This window comes from Streptomyces anthophorae (assembly GCF_049310305.1).
In the GTDB taxonomy this organism is placed as follows: Bacteria; Actinomycetota; Actinomycetes; order Streptomycetales; family Streptomycetaceae; genus Streptomyces.
Map to the genome: position 1 here is coordinate 4,693,139 of NZ_JBLWQQ010000001.1, position 16,991 is coordinate 4,710,129.

The following is a 16,991-nucleotide window of genomic DNA, read 5'->3' on the forward strand; positions in this document are numbered from 1 at the left end:
TCGCCCGCCCGCCTGGTGGCATTGATCGCCCGTACGCCCATACTCGGGGGATGAACGCGTACGACGCCATCGTCCTCGCCGGGGGCGGCGCGCGCCGACTCGGCGGCGCGGACAAGCCCGGGGTCCGGGTCGGCGGCCGGGCGCTGCTCGACCGTGTCCTGCACGCGTGTGCCGGGGCCCGCGCCACCGTGGTGGTCGCCGAGCCGCGCGACACCGACCGCCCCGTCGTCTGGGCCCGCGAGGAACCGCCCGGCGGAGGCCCGCTCGCCGCGCTGGAGGCGGGAGTTCGGGGCCTGGACACCCCGCGCGGCCCCGTGGCGGAGAGCGTCCTCGTGCTCTCCGCCGATCTGCCGTTCCTGGGGGAGCCGACCGTACGACGGCTCCTCGACGCCCTGGAGGGCGACGCGGCCGACGGCGCCCTGCTCGCCGACGGCGACGGCCGCGACCAGCCGCTCGTCGCCGCCTACCGGTACGCGGCGCTGCGCCGGGCACTCGGCGAACTCAAGGCCGAACACGGTGACCTCGACGGACTGCCACTGCGTCTGCTCACCCGTAATCTCAGCCTCACCCGCATCACCGACCCCGTCGCGTCGTTCGACTGCGACACCTGGGACGACATCGCCGCCGCCCGGTCACGTATCAGGGAGCATGGACGAGTGCTTGACGAATGGATCACCGCAGCCAAGAACGAACTGGGTATCGAACTGGACGTCGACACCGGCGTCCTGCTCGACCTCGCCCGTGACGCCGCGCACGGCGTCGCGCGCCCCGCGGCGCCGCTGACGACGTTCCTCGTGGGATACGCGGCGGCGCAGGCGGGCGGCGGCCCCGAAGCCGTGGCGTCCGCCGCGGCCAAGGCGGCCGAGCTCGCGAACCGCTGGGCGCAGGAGGCCGATTTCCAGCAGGGGGCCGAGGCCAAGCCGGGCGACGCCGCCTCGCCGGACGCGGGATGAGCGCCCGGAGCGGGCGGTCGGCGCAGGCCGCCCCGGCGGGCGTCGACCCGATGGACGTCGACGTGGACGAGGCGCTCGCCCTGGCGAACGACAACCGTCCCGGCGGCCCTCGTCCCGGCGACGACCGGGCCGGCTCCCGGACCGGCGGCCGACACCCCGACCCGGCCGCCCCGCAGGCCTCGAAAGCCTCGGAAGCCCCCACGGCCCCGGGCACCTCCGCTCCGCCGCCCCGCCCCGAACCCCGCCACGCCGCGACCTCCTGGTCCGCCGCCCGGCGCACCGCCGCACGGGCCGAACGCGGCCCCCGCGGAGCGAGAGGCGTCCCGCTCGACCAGGCGCTCGGCCTGGTCCTCGCCGCCCCGCTGACCGCCCTGACGGACCTGCCCTCCTTCGACACCTCGGCGATGGACGGCTGGGTCGTCGCGGGCCCGGGCCCCTGGGCCGTGGGCGGCGAAGGGCTGCTCGCCGGGCACGAGCCGCCCGCCCCGCTGGCCGACGGCGAGGCCGCGGCGATCGCGACCGGCGCCCGCGTGCCCCCGGACGCCACGGCCGTCATCCGCAGCGAGCACGGCCACATCGACGGGGGCGGCCAGCTGCATCCGCTGCGCGAGGTCGCCCACGGCCAGGACATCCGCCCGCGCGGCCAGGAGTGCCGCAGCGGCGACCTGCTGCTGCCCGCGGGCGCCCTCGTCACCCCGGCCGTCCTCGGCCTCGCCGCCGCCGCGGGCTACGACACCCTGACCGTCGTCCCGCGGCCGACGGTCGAAGTCCTGATCCTGGGCGACGAGTTGCTCACCGCCGGACTCCCCCGCGAGGGCCTCATCCGGGACGCGCTCGGCCCGATGCTCCCGCACTGGCTGCGCGCGCTCGGCGTCGAGGTGACCGCCGTGCGCAGGCTCGGCGACGACGCGAAGGCGCTCCTCAAGGCGGTCCGCGAAGCAGGCACCGACCTGGTCGTGACCACCGGCGGCACCGCGTCCGGGCCCGTCGACCACGTGCACCCCACCCTGCGCGCCCTCGACGCCGAACTGCTCGTCGACGGGGTCGCCGTCCGCCCCGGCCACCCGATGCTGCTCGCCCGCCTCAACGAGGGGCAGCACCTCGTCGGCCTCCCCGGCAACCCGCTGGCCGCCGTCTCCGGCCTGCTCACGCTCGCCGAGCCGCTGCTGCGGGTGCTCTCGGGCCGGGCCCAGGACCAGACGCACAGCTCCGCCCAGCGCCAAGCCCAGGACGGCGGCCGGAACGTGGACGCGTACACCGCCCCCCTGCACGCGGCCGCCCCCGGCCACCCCCACGACACCCGCCTCATCCCCATCGTGCTGAGGCAGGACGACGGCAGCGGGCACGAGTGGGCGGTGCCGCTGCACTACAACGGTCCGGCCATGCTGCGCGGCATCGCGGCCGCCGATGGCCTCGCCGTCATCCCGCCCGGCGGCGCCAAGGAAGGCCAGGAGGTGGAGATCCTCGACCTGCCGTGGTCCTGGAACCCCGGCCTGCCCGGCCTCAACCCGGCGGGAAACGAAGGGTGTTTCACGTGAAACTGGCCGGCGATGACGCCATCGCGCGCCAAGAGGAAGAGCGGACCGCGACCTACCGGGTGAAACTCCCGCGACAGGTCGTCGAGCGTCCGCTCCTCCAAGTGGCCCGGCGCGTGCTGATAGCGCTCACCGTGCTCGTCGTCACCGCACTGATCGTGTGGATCGACAGAGACGGCTACAACGACAACTCCGATGGCCATGTCGACCTGCTCGACTCGTTCTACTACGCGACCGTCACGCTCTCGACCACGGGATACGGCGACATCACGCCGGTCAGCGACGCGGCGCGGCTCACCAATATCTTCGTCATCACGCCGCTGCGTGTGCTCTTCCTGATCATCCTGGTCGGCACCACGCTCGAAGTCCTCACCGAGCGGACGCGGGAGGAATGGCGCCTGAAACGCTGGAGGTCCACCTTGCGTGACCACACTGTCGTCGTCGGCTTCGGGACCAAGGGCCGCAGCGCCGTGGAGACCGTCTGCGCGAGCGGACTGAAGCCCGAGCAGGTCGTCGTGGTCGACCCCAGCCCCAAGGTCGTCGAGAGCGCCAACGCCCATGGATACGCGGGTGTGACGGGCGACGCCACGCGCAGCTCGGTGCTCTTGCAGGCCGAGGTGCAGCGGGCGCGGAAGATCATCATCGCGACGCAGCGGGACGACACGGCGGTCCTGGTGACGCTCACCGCGCGACAGCTGAACCGTGGGGCGAAGATCGTCGCCGCGGTCCGCGAGGAGGAGAACGCGCCGCTGCTGCGCCAGTCCGGCGCCGACGCCGTCATCACCAGCGCCAGTGCGGCGGGCCGGCTGCTCGGCCTGTCGGTGCTCAGCCCGCACGCGGGCATGGTCATGGAGGACCTCATCCAGAAGGGCTCCGGCCTCGATCTGGTCGAGCGGCCGGTCACCAAGGCCGAGGTGGGCCTCCAGCCGAAGGAGACGGAGGACCTGGTCGTCAGCGTCATCCGGGGGCACCGGGTGCTCGGTTACGACGACTCGGCCGTTGGCTCCCTCAAGCTGACGGACCGGCTCATCACGATCACCCGTGTCACGCCCCACACCCAGCTGGCGCCGGACATGAAGCCGACGCCCCGCAGCTGAGGGCCCGCGGAGAACCGCGGGGCGCGCGGTCGCTCCGCCACCTCCCCGAGGTTGATCCACGGGAGTAGCCTCGCGGCCATGCATGCGATCACGATCCCGGAACCCGGCGGACCCGAGGCGCTCGTCTGGACGGAGGTCCCCGACCCCGTACCCGGCGAGGGCGAGGTCCTGGTCGAGGTGGTCTCCAGCGCCGTCAACCGCGCCGACCTGCTCCAGCGGCAGGGCTTCTACAACCCGCCGTCCGGCACCTCCCCCTATCCCGGCCTGGAGTGCGCCGGCCGGATCGTCGCGCTCGGCGCGGGCGTCTCCGGCTGGTCGGTCGGCGACGAGGTGTGCGGGCTGCTCGTGGGCGGTGGCTACGCCGAGAAGGTCGCCGTCCCCGCGGGACAGCTCCTCCCGGTGCCGCAGGGCATCGAGCTGGCCACGGCCGCCGCGCTGCCCGAGGTGACCTGCACCGTCTGGTCCAACGTCTTCATGATCGCCCACCTGCGGCCGGGCGAGACCTTCCTGGTGCACGGCGGCTCCAGCGGCATCGGCACCATGGCGATCCAGTTGGCGAAGGCGGTCGGCGCCAAGGTCGCGGTGACGGCCGGAACCAAGGAGAAGCTCGACTTCTGCGCGGAGCTCGGCGCGGACATCCTCATCAACTACCGCGAGCAGGACTTCGTCGAAGAGATCAAGAACGCCACGGACGGGGCGGGCGCCGACGTCATCCTCGACAACATGGGCGCCAAGTACCTGAACCGCAACGTCGACGCCCTGGCCACCAGCGGCCGGCTCGCCATCATCGGCATGCAGGGCGGGGTGAAGGGCGAGCTGAACATCGCCACGCTGCTCGGCAAGCGCGGCGCCATCACCGCGACCACGCTGCGGGCCCGCCCGCAGGCCGAGAAGGCGTCGATCGTCGCGGCCGTGCGCGAGCACGTGTGGCCGCTGGTCGAGGGCGGCCATGTGCGGCCGATCGTGGACCGCACGCTGCCGATGAGCGACGCCGCGCAGGGGCACCGGGTCCTGGAGGAGTCGGGTCACATCGGCAAGGTCCTGCTCACCAACGAGTAGCCGCCGCGCGTCACCGGCGCAGCCGCAGCGCCAGGAACCCGAGCCCCAGCCCGGTGAGCAGCAGCCCGGCCCCCAGCGGCAGCACGTTCACCAGGGGCCGGGCCCCGGGCTCGCCCACGGCCTGCCGCTCGGGGGCGGTCCGCTCGGGGCGCGGCTCCTGGGAGACGGGCGGCGGGTGCTCGGTGGGGGCCGGGGGCAGTACGGCCCCTGTGGTGTCCGGCGTGGGCAGCTCGCGCCCCGGCGGGGTCTTGCCCACGCCCGCGCGGCTGCCCGCGAGGGAGCCGTGCGGCGAGGGCTCGGCGGCGTACGACGGGGCCGCGGGCAGCACCGGAACCACCGGCACCGCCAGGAACAGCGCCACGGAGAAGAGAAGCCCGGTCGCCCAGCGAAGCCGCCCCATCCCCAGCCCCTTCCGCTCCCGGTTCGTCCAGATGCTTGTGCCAAGCCTCACATAGCCGGATAAAACAGGCACGCCGGATTTCGGCCCGCCTGGCATGGTGGATCAGCTCCGAACGGGGGCACCACCGAGATGTGACAGCGACGTACGAGAGAATGGCGGCATGGAGATGCCGAGGAACGAACAGTCGCCGGAGAACCCGCAGGTCCTGGTCGTGGGCCAGGACGGCATGGCGCTTGGCGGCGGTGGCGGCGACGAGTCCCGCGAGATCCCGGTGACCGACATGGTGGAACAGCCCGCCAAGGTGATGCGCATCGGCAGCATGATCAAGCAGCTGCTCGAAGAAGTGCGCGCGGCTCCCCTGGACGAAGCGAGCCGACAGCGCCTCAAGGAGATCCACTCCAGCTCGGTCAAGGAGCTGGAGGACGGACTCGCCCCCGAACTCGTCGAGGAACTGGAGCGGCTCTCCCTGCCCTTCACGGAGGAGGCGACCCCGAGCGACGCCGAGCTGCGCATCGCGCAGGCCCAGCTGGTGGGCTGGCTCGAGGGCCTCTTCCACGGGATCCAGACGACGCTGTTCGCCCAGCAGATGGCGGCCCGCGCCCAGCTCGAGCAGATGCGCCGGGCCCTGCCGCCCGGCGTCGGCGGCGGCGAGGAAGAGGGCGAGGACCCGCGCGCGGGCGGCCGCTCCGGCGGTCCGTACCTCTAGGCAGCGGTGGTCTGTACCGCTGGTCGGCGGTCCGTACCTCTGGTCAACACACAGCTCAACAGGCACACACGTAGGGGCCCGTCACAGGACGGGCCCCTACGTGTGCGTGAACTTGGACACCGTGCGGCAGGCGCTGATCGCCCCAAGTGATCACGAAATCGTCCCCGGGCGCCCACAAATATGCTGCTCACGATTTGCAAGGCCTGCACAGCAACGGGTTGGATGTCCGATCCATCTCGGAACGGCGACACGGCCGATGCCTGTAGCGTGGCCCGACGGAGTCGGTATTTCGCAACCGCGCGTACTCCGATGGATGGATCCGGCAGCACGGACAGAAACGACGGCGAGGACTGATGGCACAGCAGCAGCGCGCTCAGGGCCCGTCCGACCCCGAGGCGACTGGCGGCGGTATGTCAGATGCGCCGGAGAACTGGGGTAACGGCGGGCTCGTCGGGGATGGGCGGTATCGCCTCACCGGCAGACTCGGCCGGGGTGGCATGGCGGAGGTGTTCGCCGCGGAGGACGTACGCCTCGGGCGCACCGTCGCCGTCAAGCTGCTCCGTGCCGACCTTGCCGAGGACCCGGTGTCCAAGGCCCGCTTCACCCGCGAGGCCCAGTCGGTCGCGGGGCTCAACCACCACGCGGTCGTGGCGGTCTACGACTCCGGCGAGGACGTCGTCGCCGGGAGCACCGTCCCGTACATCGTCATGGAGCTGGTCGAGGGTCGTACCATCCGCGACCTCCTGCTCAGCGCCGAGGCGCCGGGCGCCGAACAGGCCCTGATCATCGTCTCGGGTGTCCTGGAAGCGCTCGCGTACTCGCACCAGCACGGCATCGTGCACCGCGACATCAAGCCCGCGAACGTGATCATCACCAACACCGGCGCGGTCAAGGTGATGGACTTCGGCATCGCGCGCGCCCTGCACGGCGCGCAGTCGACCATGACGCAGACCGGCATGGTCATGGGCACCCCGCAGTACCTCTCGCCCGAGCAGGCCCTCGGCAAGGCCGTCGACCACCGCTCCGACCTGTACGCCGTCGGCTGCCTGCTCTACGAACTCCTCGCGCTGCGCCCGCCGTTCACCGGTGAGACCCCGCTCTCCGTGGTCTACCAGCACGTCCAGGACACCCCCGTGCTGCCTTCCGAGGTCCTGGACGAGGTGCCGCCGGAGCTGAACGGGCTCGTCATGCGCTCCCTCGCCAAGGACCCGGACGACCGGTTCCAGACGGCCGAGGAGATGCGCGGCCTCGTCCAGTACGCGCTCCAGATGCTGTACGAGCAGGGTGGCCACACCGGCACCTGGAACACCGGCCCCCTCGACGCGCACGAGGGCGGCTCCACGCCCGCGATGGGCGTCGCCGCCACCACGGCGATGCAGCACCCCGGCGACTCCGGCACGGCCCAGCAGCCGATGCTGCGCCCGCCGGGCGGCGACGACGGCGGCTTCGACGGGAACGGGAACGGGGGCAAGGGAGGCGGCCGCGGCAAGCTGTGGATCGTCGCCGTGCTCGCGGTCATCGCGATCGCGGTGGGCGTCGCCTGGGCGCTCAGCGGGGGCGACGGCAGCGACAAGGACCCCGGCAACAAGAAGTCGCCGAGCGCCACCAAGTCCGAGAAGTCCTCGGAGCCCAGCAAGTCGGCCGACGACGACGCGTCGCAGGGCGCGACGGAGGAGCCGGGCACGAGCACGGGCGGCGACACCGGCTACACGCCGTCGCAGCAGCCGACGACGACGAACCCGTCGCCGACGCAGTCGGAGGAGCCGACGGACGAGCCGACCAGCGAGAACCCGTCGCCGACGCAGACGAGCAACAAGCCGACCCCGACGCCGACGCAGACCACTCCCGGTGGTGGCGAGAACAGTCCGCCGGACGGCGGAGACGGTGGGGTCATCGGTGGCGACACCGGCGGCGACACCACCGGCGGCGAGTAACCCGCCGGCCGCGCCCCGGGGCTCCGCCCCGGACCCCGCCGGCTCTCGTCCTCAGAGCGGGCTTGAATCGCTCGACCCGCCCCGCAATTCGTGCACCGTCACGAATTGCGGGGCGACGCACAGGTGGACCGGGTCGAAGGGTTCGCCGTCCGCGGTGCGCGGGGCGGGCCCGAAGAGCTCCAGCTCGGCCGGGGTCGGCTCGATCTGCTCGCAGGTGCCGACGCACTGCACCGACCACTGGCCCTCGTCCCCGGGCCGCTCCTGCCCCAGGCTGTCCGCCCCGTAGGCGACGACGCTGCCGATGCACGCCTCGTGGTAGCCGAAACCGCGGTGCATGCGCAGCAGCAGGCGGCCGTCGGCCACGACGTGGCGGGTGACGGCGAGGAAGGGCAGGGCGCGCATGCTGGTCGCGACGCGGCCGTAGGGCACGCGGGCGAGCAGCTCGAAGGCGCGGTCCTGGTCCTGCGGATCCTGCTGCGGAGCGGTGGGCATGTCACCACTGTGCGCCGTGCGCACCGCCGCGGAACAGAGGAGCCCGCCCCCAGGACGCGTGACATAGGTCCTGTGCGGGCGGGCACCAGGGGAGGCTCGGGAGGGCTCCTGGGGGAGCCGTCAGTGCTTCTCGGCCTGCATACGGGCCACGTACGCGGCCGCCTGGGAGCGGCGCTCCATGCCGAGCTTCGACAGCAGGCTGGAGACGTAGTTCTTGATCGTCTTCTCGGCGAGGTGCAGCCGCTCGCCGATGACCCGGTTCGTCAGGCCCTCTCCGATGAGGTCGAGGATCTTGCGTTCCTGGTCGGTGAGGCCGGAGAGCTTGTCGTCGTCCTTGCGGCCGCCGTCGCGCAGCCGCTCCAGGACGCGGGCCGTGGCGACCGGGTCGAGCAGCGACTTCCCGGAGGCGACGTCGCGTACGGCGGTGAGCAGCTCATTGCCGCGGATCGCCTTAAGGACGTAGCCGGAGGCGCCGGCCATGATCGCGTCGAAGAGCGCCTCGTCGTCCGCGAACGACGTCAGCATCAGGCACTTGACCGACTCGTCCATGGAGCGGATCTCCCGGCACACCTCCACCCCGCTGCCGTCCGGCAGGCGCACGTCGAGCACCGCCACGTCCGGCCGGGTCGCGGGGATGCGCACCAGGGCGTCGGCGGCCGTTCCGGCCTCTCCGACCACCTCGATGTCGTCCTCGACCGACAGCAGCTCATGGACGCCGCGGCGGACCACTTCGTGGTCGTCGAGCAGAAATACATGGATTTTTCCGTCTTCGCGCACGCCCTCAGTCTCACATATCAACCTTGACCGCGCCCTAGATGATCGTGGGGTGACCGGGATAACGTGCCGGTGTTCCGGCCCCCTGCCAGGCTGAGACTCAGGGCTGGTCGCACAGCTGTGACCTGCGACGCTTCGTCTTCCCTCGCGATACTAGGAAATCCAACCAACGAACTACTTGGAAATCCAAGCAAAATCGCAGGTCAGATGGGGTTTCGCAGATGTGTGACCCACTGGGTAACGTGCTGGGTGAAGGGTGCTTGCCGGAGCATTTGTCACGCCTGTCGCCGGCACCTCGCACCCACCCCGTGCGTGGACGGATCAGGCGAGCCGAGCCGACTGGCCATCCGGCAATCCCGGGGCCGGACCGACGGAGGAGCACACGTGACCGTAGACAGTGCCGACAGCACTGCCGCAGCGCAGAAGGCACAGCCGCCGCGCAAGCGGACCGCTGCGAAGAAGTCTGCGAAGAAGTCCCCCGGCAAGACCGCCGCCGCCAAGGCCCCCGCCAAGCGGGTGGCCAAGAAGGCCGCCGAGGCCGCCGCGCCGCAGAGCGACCTGGTGCAGCTGCTGACCCCTGAGGGCGAGCGGGTCGAGAACCCCGAGTACGACAAGTACGTCGCCGACATCACCGGCGACGAGCTGCGCGCCCTGTACCGCGACATGGTCCTCACCCGCCGCTTCGACGCCGAGGCCACGGCCCTCCAGCGCCAGGGCGAGCTGGGCCTGTGGGCGTCGCTGCTCGGCCAGGAGGCGGCCCAGATCGGCTCCGGGCGGGCCACCCGCGAGGACGACTACGTCTTCCCGACCTACCGCGAGCACGGCGTCGCCTGGTGCCGCGGGGTCGACCCGACCAACCTGCTCGGCATGTTCCGCGGCGTGAACCACGGCGGCTGGGACCCGAACAGCAACAACTTCCACCTGTACACGATCGTCATCGGCTCGCAGACCCTGCACGCCACCGGCTACGCGATGGGCGTCGCCAAGGACGGCGTGGACAGCGCGGTGATCGCGTACTTCGGCGACGGCGCCTCCAGCCAGGGCGACGTCCTGGAGGCCTTCAACTTCGGGGCCGTCTACAACGCCCCGGTCGTGTTCTTCTGCCAGAACAACCAGTGGGCGATCTCCGAGCCCACCGAGCGCCAGATGCGCGTACCGCTGTACCAGCGCGCACAGGGCTTCGGCTTCCCCGGCGTGCGCGTGGACGGCAACGACGTGCTGGCCTGCCTCGCCGTGACCCGCTGGGCCCTCGACCGGGCGCGGCAGGGCGAGGGCCCCGCGCTCATCGAGGCGTTCACCTACCGCATGGGCGCGCACACCACGTCCGACGACCCGTCCAAGTACCGGTCCGACGACGAGCGCGTGGCCTGGGAGGTGAAGGACCCGATCCTGCGCCTGCGCGCGTACCTGGAGTCCCAGACCGACACGGATGAGGGATTCTTCGCGGAACTCGACGCCGAGAGCGAGGCGTTGGGCAAGCGAGTACGCGATGTCGTACGGGCCATGCCGGACCCGGACCTCATGGCGATCTTCGAGAACGTGTACGCGGACGGGCACGCGCTCGTCGACGAGGAGCGCGCTCAATTCGCCGCCTACCAGGCGTCGTTCGCAGACGGGGAAGGGGCCTGACGGTCATGGCGGTACAGAAGCTTCCGATCGCCAAGGCGATCAACGAGTCGCTGCGCACGGCGCTCGACAACGACCCGAAGGTCCTCGTCATGGGCGAGGACGTCGGCAAGCTCGGCGGCGTCTTCCGCGTCACCGACGGTCTTCAGAAGGACTTCGGCGAGGACCGGGTCATCGACACCCCGCTCGCCGAGTCCGGCATCGTCGGCACCGCGATCGGCCTCGCGCTGCGCGGCTACCGGCCCGTCGTGGAGATCCAGTTCGACGGTTTCGTCTTCCCCGCGTACGACCAGATCGTCACGCAGCTCGCGAAGATGCACGCCCGCGCGCTCGGCAAGATCAAGACGCCCGTCGTCGTCCGCATCCCGTACGGCGGCGGCATCGGCGCCGTCGAGCACCACAGCGAGTCGCCCGAGACGCTGTTCGCGCACGTGCCGGGCCTCAAGGTGGTCAGCCCCTCCAACGCGTCGGACGCCTACTGGATGCTCCAGCAGGCCATCCAGAGCGACGACCCCGTGATCTTCTTCGAGCCCAAGCGCCGCTACTGGGACAAGGGCGAGGTCGACACGGAGGCGGTGCCCGGCGATCTGCACAAGGCCGCCGTCGCGCGCGAGGGCAGCGACCTGACGCTCGCCGCGTACGGCCCCATGGTGAAGGTCTGCCTGGAGGCGGCCGCGGCCGCCGAGGAGGAGGGCAAGTCCCTGGAGGTCCTCGACCTGCGCTCCATCTCGCCGATGGACTTCGACGCCGTGCAGAAGTCGGTGGAGAAGACCCGCCGCCTCGTCATCGTGCACGAGGCGCCCGTCTTCCTCGGCTCCGGCGCGGAGCTGGCTGCCCGGATCACGGAGCGGTCCTTCTACCACCTGGAGGCGCCCGTGCTGCGGGTCGGCGGGTACCACGCGCCGTATCCGCCGGCGCGCCTGGAGGAGGAGTACCTGCCGGGGCTCGACCGGGTGCTCGATGCCGTCGACCGTTCGCTGGCGTACTGAGAGGGGGCTGAATCATGGCTCGTGAGTTCAAGATGCCCGACGTGGGTGAAGGCCTGACCGAGGCCGAGATCCTCAAGTGGTACGTGCAGCCGGGCGACTCCGTCGAGGACGGCCAGGTCGTGTGCGAGGTCGAGACCGCGAAGGCGGCCGTCGAGCTGCCGATCCCGTACGACGGGGTGGTCAAGGAGCTGCTCTTCCCCGAGGGGACGACGGTCGACGTCGGCCAGGTGATCATTTCGGTGGACGTGGCGGGGGACGCGCCCGAGCCGGCCGCTCCCGCGGCGGAGCCGGAGGCCGAGGCCGAGGCGCCGCAGGGCCGTCAGCCCGTGCTCGTGGGGTACGGCGTCGCCGAGTCCTCCACGAAGCGCCGGGCCCGCAAGGGAGCCGAGTCCGAGACGGTGGCGGCCACCAACGGCACGGCCACCCTGGCCCGGCCCCTCGCCAAGCCCCCCGTGCGCAAGCTCGCCAAGGACCTCGGCGTCGACCTCACCGCCGTGATCCCGTCCGGCACCGACGGGATCATCACGCGCGAGGACGTGCACGCGGCCGTCGCGCCCGCGCCCGAGGCCCCCGCGCCTGCCGCCGTCGAGGACACCGAGGTGGCGGCCGCCGCCTCGTACGACTCCGTCCGCGAGACCCGGATCCCGATCAAGGGCGTCCGCAAGGCGACCGCGCAGGCGATGGTGAACTCGAAGTTCACGGCGCCGCACGTCACCGAGTTCGTGACCATCGACGTGACGCGCACGATGAAGCTCGTCGAGGAGCTCAAGGGCGACAAGGACATGGCGGGGCTGCGGGTCAATCCGCTGCTGCTCATCTCCAAGGCCCTGCTCGTCGCGATCAAGCGCAACCCCGAGGTCAACTCGGCCTGGGACGAGGCGAACCAGGAGATCGTCCAGAAGCACTACGTGAATCTGGGCATCGCCGCCGCCACCCCGCGGGGTCTGATCGTGCCGAACATCAAGGACGCGCAGGCCAAGACCCTGCCCGAACTGGCGTCCGCGTTGGGCGAGCTCGTGTCCACCGCGCGCGAGGGCAGGACGTCCCCGGGCGCGATGCAGGGCGGGACCGTCACGATCACCAACGTGGGCGTGTTCGGCGTCGACACCGGTACGCCGATCCTGAACCCCGGTGAGTCGGCGATCCTCGCCGTCGGAGCGATCAAGCTTCAGCCGTGGGTCCACAAGGGCAAGGTCAAGCCGCGCCAGGTGACGACCCTGGCGCTCTCCTTCGACCACCGGCTGGTGGACGGGGAGCTGGGCTCCAAGGTCCTCGCCGACGTCGCGGCGATCCTGGAGCGCCCGAAGCGGCTGATCACCTGGGCCTGATCAATCCGCTGCCGGCGGGACATCAAGCCCCTGCGGCGATTGAGCAGCGGGGCCCGGGGCAGAGCCCCGGGCCCCGGCGCAGCGGATGATTACGGGCTACCTCTTGAACCCGTAATCCATCAGCTTCTTGGCGTCGGACGTCCGCGCGCTGACGGACGTCGACTTCAGCACCGTCCCGATCACGGTCTTCCCGTTCCGCGTCGCCGCGAACACCAGGCAGTAGCCGGCCTGCGGTCCCGACCCGGTCTTGACGCCGATGGTGCCGGAGTACGTACCGAGCAGGTTGTTCGTGTTGGACCACGACATGTAGCGGTAGCCGCCGGACTTCGTCGTGACCTTCTGCTTCGTCGACTTCGTCTTCACGACCGAGCGGAACGTCGAGTTCTTCATCGCCGAGGACGCGATCTTCGTGATGTCGCGCGGTGTCGAGTAGTTGGCGCCGTTGCCGATGCCGTCGAACGAATCGAAGTGGGTGTTCTTCAGGCCCATGTCGGTCGCGGACTTGTTCATCTTGCCGATGAACGACTTCACGCGCGCCGCACGGGTCGAGCCCGAGCCGAACTTGTCCGCGAGCGCGTACGCCGCGTCGCAGCCCGAGGGCAGCATCAGGCCGTACAGCAGCTGGCGGACGGTGACCTTGTCGCCGACGATCAGGCGGGCCGACGACGCGGTGTTCTTGACGATGTAGTCGCTGTACGCCTTCTGGACCGTGACCTTGGAATCCAGGTTGAGATTCGACTGGGCCAGCACCACCTTGGCGGTCATGATCTTGGTGGTGGAACCGGTGGACCTGCGGGTGTCCGCCGCCTTCGTGTACAGGCTCGAACCCGTTCCGTTGTTCATCACATAGCCACCGGCCGCGGCGATGGTCGGCTTCGCCGGCGCCGTGGCGGCCTGAGCGGTGGTGGTCAGGGCACCGCTCGTGATCACGGCCCCGGCCAGCACGAGGGCAGTGCCCACTCTGCGAGTTTTCAAGTCGATTGCTCCAAATGTCCCTGGAATCCGGCCCCTTGGGGACGGGGCCGCACCGTGTGAGACACGTGAAGGGCTCCACTGGTTGCGCGCGAAGAGGAGTGCGTGAGGGGCGCGTGAGGGGCGCGTGGCATCCCGCATGATGGACGCCCTCCATCTTGCGTACGTGTTGTATCTATGATGTGCGCATGCCGTCGACCGTCACAGAAAAGGCCGCTGCCCCCAAGCCCGCCGCCGAGAAGCGCCCGCCCGCCGCCGAGCGCGTCTACGACCATGTGAAGCGGGGCGTTCTCGAGCGCCGCTACGAGGGCGGGACGCTGCTCACCGAGGGCGAGCTCGCCGAGGCCGTGGGGGTCTCCCGCACGCCCGTGCGCGAGGCGCTGCTCAAGCTCGAGGTCGAGGGCCTGCTCAAGCTCTACCCGAAGAAGGGCGCCCTGGTCCTGCCGGTCTCCGCGCAGGAGATCGCGGACGTCGTGGAGACCCGGCTGCTCGTCGAGGAGCACGCGGTGCGCAGGGCCGTGCCCGCCCAGCCGCAGCTCATCGCGCGCCTGGAGGAGCTCCTGGAGGAGCAGCGGGCACAGGCCGCGGCCGGGCAGTTCACGGAGGCCGCCACCACCGACCGCTGCTTCCACGCGGAGATCGTCCGCAGCGGGGGCAACGAGATCCTCTCCCGCCTCTACGACCAGCTGCGCGACCGGCAGCTGAGGATGGGCGTCGCCGTGATGCGCTCGCACCCCGACCGGATCGCGAAGACGCTCTCCGAGCACAGCGAGATCCTCGACGCCCTGCGGGCCGGGGACGAGGAGGCCGCCGTCGCCGTCGTGCGCCGGCACGTCAGCTGGGTGCGGAGCCTGGCGCGGGGTGACGAGCGATGAGTTCAGCCGCCTCCCCGTCCTCCCCCTCGATGTCCCTGCCCGGCGATCCGCCCGGCGGGCGGCGGGCCGTCGCCGTCTGGTCGATCGGCGTCGCCGTCTACTTCGTCGCCGTCATCTTCCGTACGTCGCTGGGGGTCGCGGGCCTCGACGCCGTCGAACGCTTCCACATCAACGCCTCGGCCCTGTCGACGTTCTCGATCCTCCAGCTGCTCGTGTACGCGGGCATGCAGATACCCGTCGGCCTGATGGTCGACCGGCTCGGCACCAAGAAGGTCCTGACGCTCGGCGTGATCCTGTTCACCGTCGGACAGCTCGGCTTCGCGTTCTCCTCCTCGTACTCGATGGCGCTGGTGTCGCGCGCGCTGCTCGGCTGCGGCGACGCCATGACCTTCATCAGCGTGCTGCGGCTCGGCACGCGGTGGTTCCCGGCGCGGCGCGGCCCGCTGGTCGCGCAGCTGGCGGGTCTCGTCGGCATGGCGGGCAACCTCGTCTCCACGCTGGTCATCGCACGGCTGCTGCACGGCATCGGGTGGACGGCCGCGTTCGCGGGCAGCGCGCTCGCGGGTGTGCTGGTGCTCGTGCTGATGCTGCTGTTCCTCAAGGACCACCCCGAGGGGTTCGAGCCCGCCCCGCCGTCCGGCACGCACAAGGGCGCCGCGTATGTGCGCGGGCAGATCGCGGCGACCTGGCGGGAGCCGGGGACGCGGCTCGGCCTGTGGGTGCACTTCTCCACGCAGTTCCCGGCGATGGTGTTCCTGCTGCTGTGGGGACTGCCGTTCCTGGTGGAGGCGCAGGGGCTCTCGCGGGGGACGGCCGGTGAGCTGCTGACGCTCGTCGTGCTCTCCAACATGATGGTCGGGCTCGTGTACGGGCAGATCGTGGCGCGGCACCACGCGGCGCGGCTGCCGCTCGCGCTCGGGACCGTGGCGACGACCGCGGTGATGTGGGCGATGCCGGTGGTGTGGCCGGGGCAGGCGCCGATGTGGCTGCTCGTGGTGATGTGTGTGGTGCTCGGGGCGTGCGGGCCCGCGTCGATGATCGGGTTCGACTTCGCGCGGCCGGCCAATCCGCCGGAGCGGCAGGGGACGGCGTCCGGGATCGTCAACATGGGCGGGTTCATCGCCTCGATGACGACGCTGCTCGCGGTGGGGGTGCTGCTCGACGCCACCGGGGACAACTACCGGGTGGCCTTCTCCGCGGTGTTCGTCCTCGAGGCGCTCGGCGTGAGCCAGATCCTCCGCCTGCGGCGGCGGGCGGCCCGCGCCGAACGCGAGCGCCTGGTGGCTTCCCGGGTGGCATCGGTCCACGTCCCGGTGTAAATCAAGCCCCTCCGGCGTTTGAGGAGCGGGGTCCGGGGCGGAGCCCCGAGGCCGGGGGACGGTCGGGCGTACCGAACGTCAGGGCGTGACCGCCAGCGCCGACAGGATCGCGGAGGCGAGATCCGCGTCGCCCTCCGTCTTCACCCGGTCCGCCACCGCGTCCGGCGTGACCCGCCCGCAGGACAGCCGTACGTACGTCTCCCAGTCCAGCGCGATCGTCACCGCGGGGCCGAGCGACGGGGAGCCATCGATCGTGCCCTTGCCGTCGACGTCCACGCGTACCGTGCGCAGGAACTCCACGGGGCCGTGCACATCGAACACGACGGCCGAGTCCGCCGGGGCGCCCGCGTCCTTCGCGACGACCTTCGGGAGGATCGACAGCAGCAGGTCCCGGGTGACGTACGCGCCCGGGGAGTCGAGGTTGCCGGGCTTGCCGAGGGCCCAGCGCAGGTCCTGCTCGTGCACCCAGATGTCGAACGCCCTCCTGCGCATGGCGAATTCGAGGGTCTCCTCGATGCCGCGCGGGCCGCGCACGAGGGTCGAGGGTTCGCGGGTCTCGTTGCGCAGGTGCCGGTTGCGGCGGATGACCGTGTACTCCAGCTCGGAGACCATTTCGGGTGCCGTGTGGTGCCGGCGGATGTCGACCTGGACCTCGTGGTAGCGCTGCGTCTCGGTCTGCACGTGGTAGAGGTCGCGGGGCAGCGTGTGGATGGGCCGCGGGTCGCCGAGCATCTCGCAGTCGACGCCGATCACGTGCGAGACGAGGTCGCGCACCGACCAGCCCGGACAGGGTGTGGCCCGGTTCCATTCGCCCTCCGCGAGCGGGGTGACCAGCTCGGATATCGCTTCCACGGAGTGGGTCCAGGCGTCGGCGTAGGTCTGAAGGCTGGGGTGGAGACTCACGGAAGGGGACCCCTCGAGCGGTGGTACAC

The 16,991-nt window shown here is 71.2% G+C and carries 16 protein-coding genes; 11 read left to right on the plus strand and 5 right to left on the minus strand.

All coding sequences use genetic code 11. The features are described from left to right. Window positions 1–50: 50 nt before the first annotated feature. From ACNYS0_RS21415 to ACNYS0_RS21430, 4 genes are all read left to right on the plus strand, one after another. Entirely contained in the window at window positions 51–953 is a 903-nt protein-coding gene (locus ACNYS0_RS21415; protein ID WP_422475884.1) for an NTP transferase domain-containing protein, read from the plus strand. Beyond that, window positions 950–2,491, plus strand: a complete 1,542-nt coding sequence (locus ACNYS0_RS21420) for a molybdopterin molybdotransferase MoeA (protein ID WP_422475886.1) — start codon at window positions 950–952, stop codon at window positions 2,489–2,491. Before ACNYS0_RS21415 ends, ACNYS0_RS21420 begins: the two co-directional genes overlap by 4 nt. After that, complete coding sequence (locus ACNYS0_RS21425; protein ID WP_422475888.1) at window positions 2,488–3,585, plus strand: potassium channel family protein; 1,098 nt, start codon at window positions 2,488–2,490, stop codon at window positions 3,583–3,585. The genes ACNYS0_RS21420 and ACNYS0_RS21425 overlap by 4 nt, the downstream gene beginning before the upstream one ends. A 78-nt stretch (window positions 3,586–3,663) precedes the next feature. Next, window positions 3,664–4,644, plus strand: coding sequence for an NAD(P)H-quinone oxidoreductase (locus tag ACNYS0_RS21430; protein ID WP_422475890.1), 981 nt, complete (start codon window positions 3,664–3,666; stop codon window positions 4,642–4,644). Between the two features lie 10 nt (window positions 4,645–4,654). On the opposite strand, the gene ACNYS0_RS21435 is transcribed toward ACNYS0_RS21430, so the two are convergent. Beyond that, the gene (locus ACNYS0_RS21435; RefSeq protein WP_422475892.1) at window positions 4,655–5,044 is read right to left on the minus strand and encodes a hypothetical protein; all 390 of its coding nucleotides are present in this window, start codon (window positions 5,042–5,044) and stop codon (window positions 4,655–4,657) included. A 160-nt stretch (window positions 5,045–5,204) separates the two neighbouring features. Between ACNYS0_RS21435 and ACNYS0_RS21440 the strand changes: the two genes are divergently transcribed. Together ACNYS0_RS21440 and ACNYS0_RS21445 are read left to right on the plus strand one after the other, a co-directional pair. Next, window positions 5,205–5,750 carry a bacterial proteasome activator family protein gene (locus ACNYS0_RS21440; RefSeq protein ID WP_326024017.1) on the plus strand — a complete coding sequence of 182 codons (546 nt, stop codon included), beginning with the start codon at window positions 5,205–5,207 and terminating at the stop codon, window positions 5,748–5,750. A 353-nt stretch (window positions 5,751–6,103) separates the two neighbouring features. After that, window positions 6,104–7,684 (plus strand): protein kinase domain-containing protein, encoded by a 1,581-nt coding sequence (locus ACNYS0_RS21445; RefSeq protein WP_422475894.1) that lies wholly within the window; start codon window positions 6,104–6,106, stop codon window positions 7,682–7,684. 51 nt (window positions 7,685–7,735) lie between these two features. Here ACNYS0_RS21445 and ACNYS0_RS21450 read toward each other — a convergent pair whose 3' ends face one another. Both ACNYS0_RS21450 and ACNYS0_RS21455 read right to left on the minus strand, forming a co-directional pair. Further along, entirely contained in the window at window positions 7,736–8,176 is a 441-nt protein-coding gene (locus ACNYS0_RS21450; protein WP_422475896.1) for a pyridoxamine 5'-phosphate oxidase family protein, read from the minus strand. Between the two features lie 120 nt (window positions 8,177–8,296). Continuing rightward, window positions 8,297–8,953 (minus strand): response regulator, encoded by a 657-nt coding sequence (locus ACNYS0_RS21455; protein WP_399228983.1) that lies wholly within the window; start codon window positions 8,951–8,953, stop codon window positions 8,297–8,299. Window positions 8,954–9,334: 381 nt separating this feature from the next. On the opposite strand from ACNYS0_RS21455, the gene pdhA reads away from it, so the two are divergent. The 3 genes from pdhA to ACNYS0_RS21470 are packed head-to-tail and all read left to right on the plus strand — an operon-like array spanning window position 9,335 to window position 12,893. Then, window positions 9,335–10,579 (plus strand): pyruvate dehydrogenase (acetyl-transferring) E1 component subunit alpha, encoded by a 1,245-nt coding sequence (gene pdhA / locus ACNYS0_RS21460; RefSeq protein ID WP_422475898.1) that lies wholly within the window; start codon window positions 9,335–9,337, stop codon window positions 10,577–10,579. Between the two features lie 5 nt (window positions 10,580–10,584). Next, a complete protein-coding gene (locus tag ACNYS0_RS21465) occupies window positions 10,585–11,565 on the plus strand; it encodes an alpha-ketoacid dehydrogenase subunit beta (RefSeq protein WP_422475900.1) in 981 nt (326 codons plus the stop codon). 14 nt (window positions 11,566–11,579) lie between these two features. Continuing rightward, window positions 11,580–12,893 carry a dihydrolipoamide acetyltransferase family protein gene (locus tag ACNYS0_RS21470; RefSeq protein WP_422475902.1) on the plus strand — a complete coding sequence of 438 codons (1,314 nt, stop codon included), beginning with the start codon at window positions 11,580–11,582 and terminating at the stop codon, window positions 12,891–12,893. Between the two features lie 96 nt (window positions 12,894–12,989). Here ACNYS0_RS21470 and ACNYS0_RS21475 read toward each other — a convergent pair whose 3' ends face one another. Then, the gene (locus ACNYS0_RS21475; protein WP_422475904.1) at window positions 12,990–13,853 is read right to left on the minus strand and encodes a D-alanyl-D-alanine carboxypeptidase family protein; all 864 of its coding nucleotides are present in this window, start codon (window positions 13,851–13,853) and stop codon (window positions 12,990–12,992) included. A 200-nt stretch (window positions 13,854–14,053) separates the two neighbouring features. On the opposite strand from ACNYS0_RS21475, the gene ACNYS0_RS21480 reads away from it, so the two are divergent. Both ACNYS0_RS21480 and ACNYS0_RS21485 read left to right on the plus strand, forming a co-directional pair. Beyond that, complete coding sequence (locus tag ACNYS0_RS21480; RefSeq protein WP_422475906.1) at window positions 14,054–14,740, plus strand: GntR family transcriptional regulator; 687 nt, start codon at window positions 14,054–14,056, stop codon at window positions 14,738–14,740. Then, entirely contained in the window at window positions 14,737–16,059 is a 1,323-nt protein-coding gene (locus tag ACNYS0_RS21485) for an MFS transporter (RefSeq protein WP_422475908.1), read from the plus strand. The genes ACNYS0_RS21480 and ACNYS0_RS21485 overlap by 4 nt, the downstream gene beginning before the upstream one ends. A 78-nt stretch (window positions 16,060–16,137) precedes the next feature. On the opposite strand, the gene ACNYS0_RS21490 is transcribed toward ACNYS0_RS21485, so the two are convergent. Beyond that, window positions 16,138–16,962: a maleylpyruvate isomerase family mycothiol-dependent enzyme gene (locus ACNYS0_RS21490; protein WP_422475910.1), complete on the minus strand. Its 825-nt coding sequence runs from the start codon at window positions 16,960–16,962 to the stop codon at window positions 16,138–16,140. Between the last annotated feature and the right edge of the window lie 29 nt (window positions 16,963–16,991).

What these genes read in the sequence shown, in the direction of transcription:
- ACNYS0_RS21415 (WP_422475884.1), top strand. Translation starts at nt 51, where the DNA reads ATGAACGCGTACGACGCCATCGTCCTCGCCGGGGGCGGCGCGCGCCGA.
- ACNYS0_RS21485 (WP_422475908.1), top strand. Translation starts at nt 14,737, where the DNA reads ATGAGTTCAGCCGCCTCCCCGTCCTCCCCCTCGATGTCCCTGCCCGGC.
- ACNYS0_RS21435 (WP_422475892.1), bottom strand. Translation starts at nt 5,044, where the DNA reads ATGGGGCGGCTTCGCTGGGCGACCGGGCTTCTCTTCTCCGTGGCGCTG.
- ACNYS0_RS21430 (WP_422475890.1), top strand. Translation starts at nt 3,664, where the DNA reads ATGCATGCGATCACGATCCCGGAACCCGGCGGACCCGAGGCGCTCGTC.
- ACNYS0_RS21420 (WP_422475886.1), top strand. Translation starts at nt 950, where the DNA reads ATGAGCGCCCGGAGCGGGCGGTCGGCGCAGGCCGCCCCGGCGGGCGTC.
- ACNYS0_RS21470 (WP_422475902.1), top strand. Translation starts at nt 11,580, where the DNA reads ATGGCTCGTGAGTTCAAGATGCCCGACGTGGGTGAAGGCCTGACCGAG.
- ACNYS0_RS21465 (WP_422475900.1), top strand. Translation starts at nt 10,585, where the DNA reads ATGGCGGTACAGAAGCTTCCGATCGCCAAGGCGATCAACGAGTCGCTG.
- ACNYS0_RS21445 (WP_422475894.1), top strand. Translation starts at nt 6,104, where the DNA reads ATGGCACAGCAGCAGCGCGCTCAGGGCCCGTCCGACCCCGAGGCGACT.
- ACNYS0_RS21440 (WP_326024017.1), top strand. Translation starts at nt 5,205, where the DNA reads ATGGAGATGCCGAGGAACGAACAGTCGCCGGAGAACCCGCAGGTCCTG.
- ACNYS0_RS21450 (WP_422475896.1), bottom strand. Translation starts at nt 8,176, where the DNA reads ATGCCCACCGCTCCGCAGCAGGATCCGCAGGACCAGGACCGCGCCTTC.
- ACNYS0_RS21480 (WP_422475906.1), top strand. Translation starts at nt 14,054, where the DNA reads ATGCCGTCGACCGTCACAGAAAAGGCCGCTGCCCCCAAGCCCGCCGCC.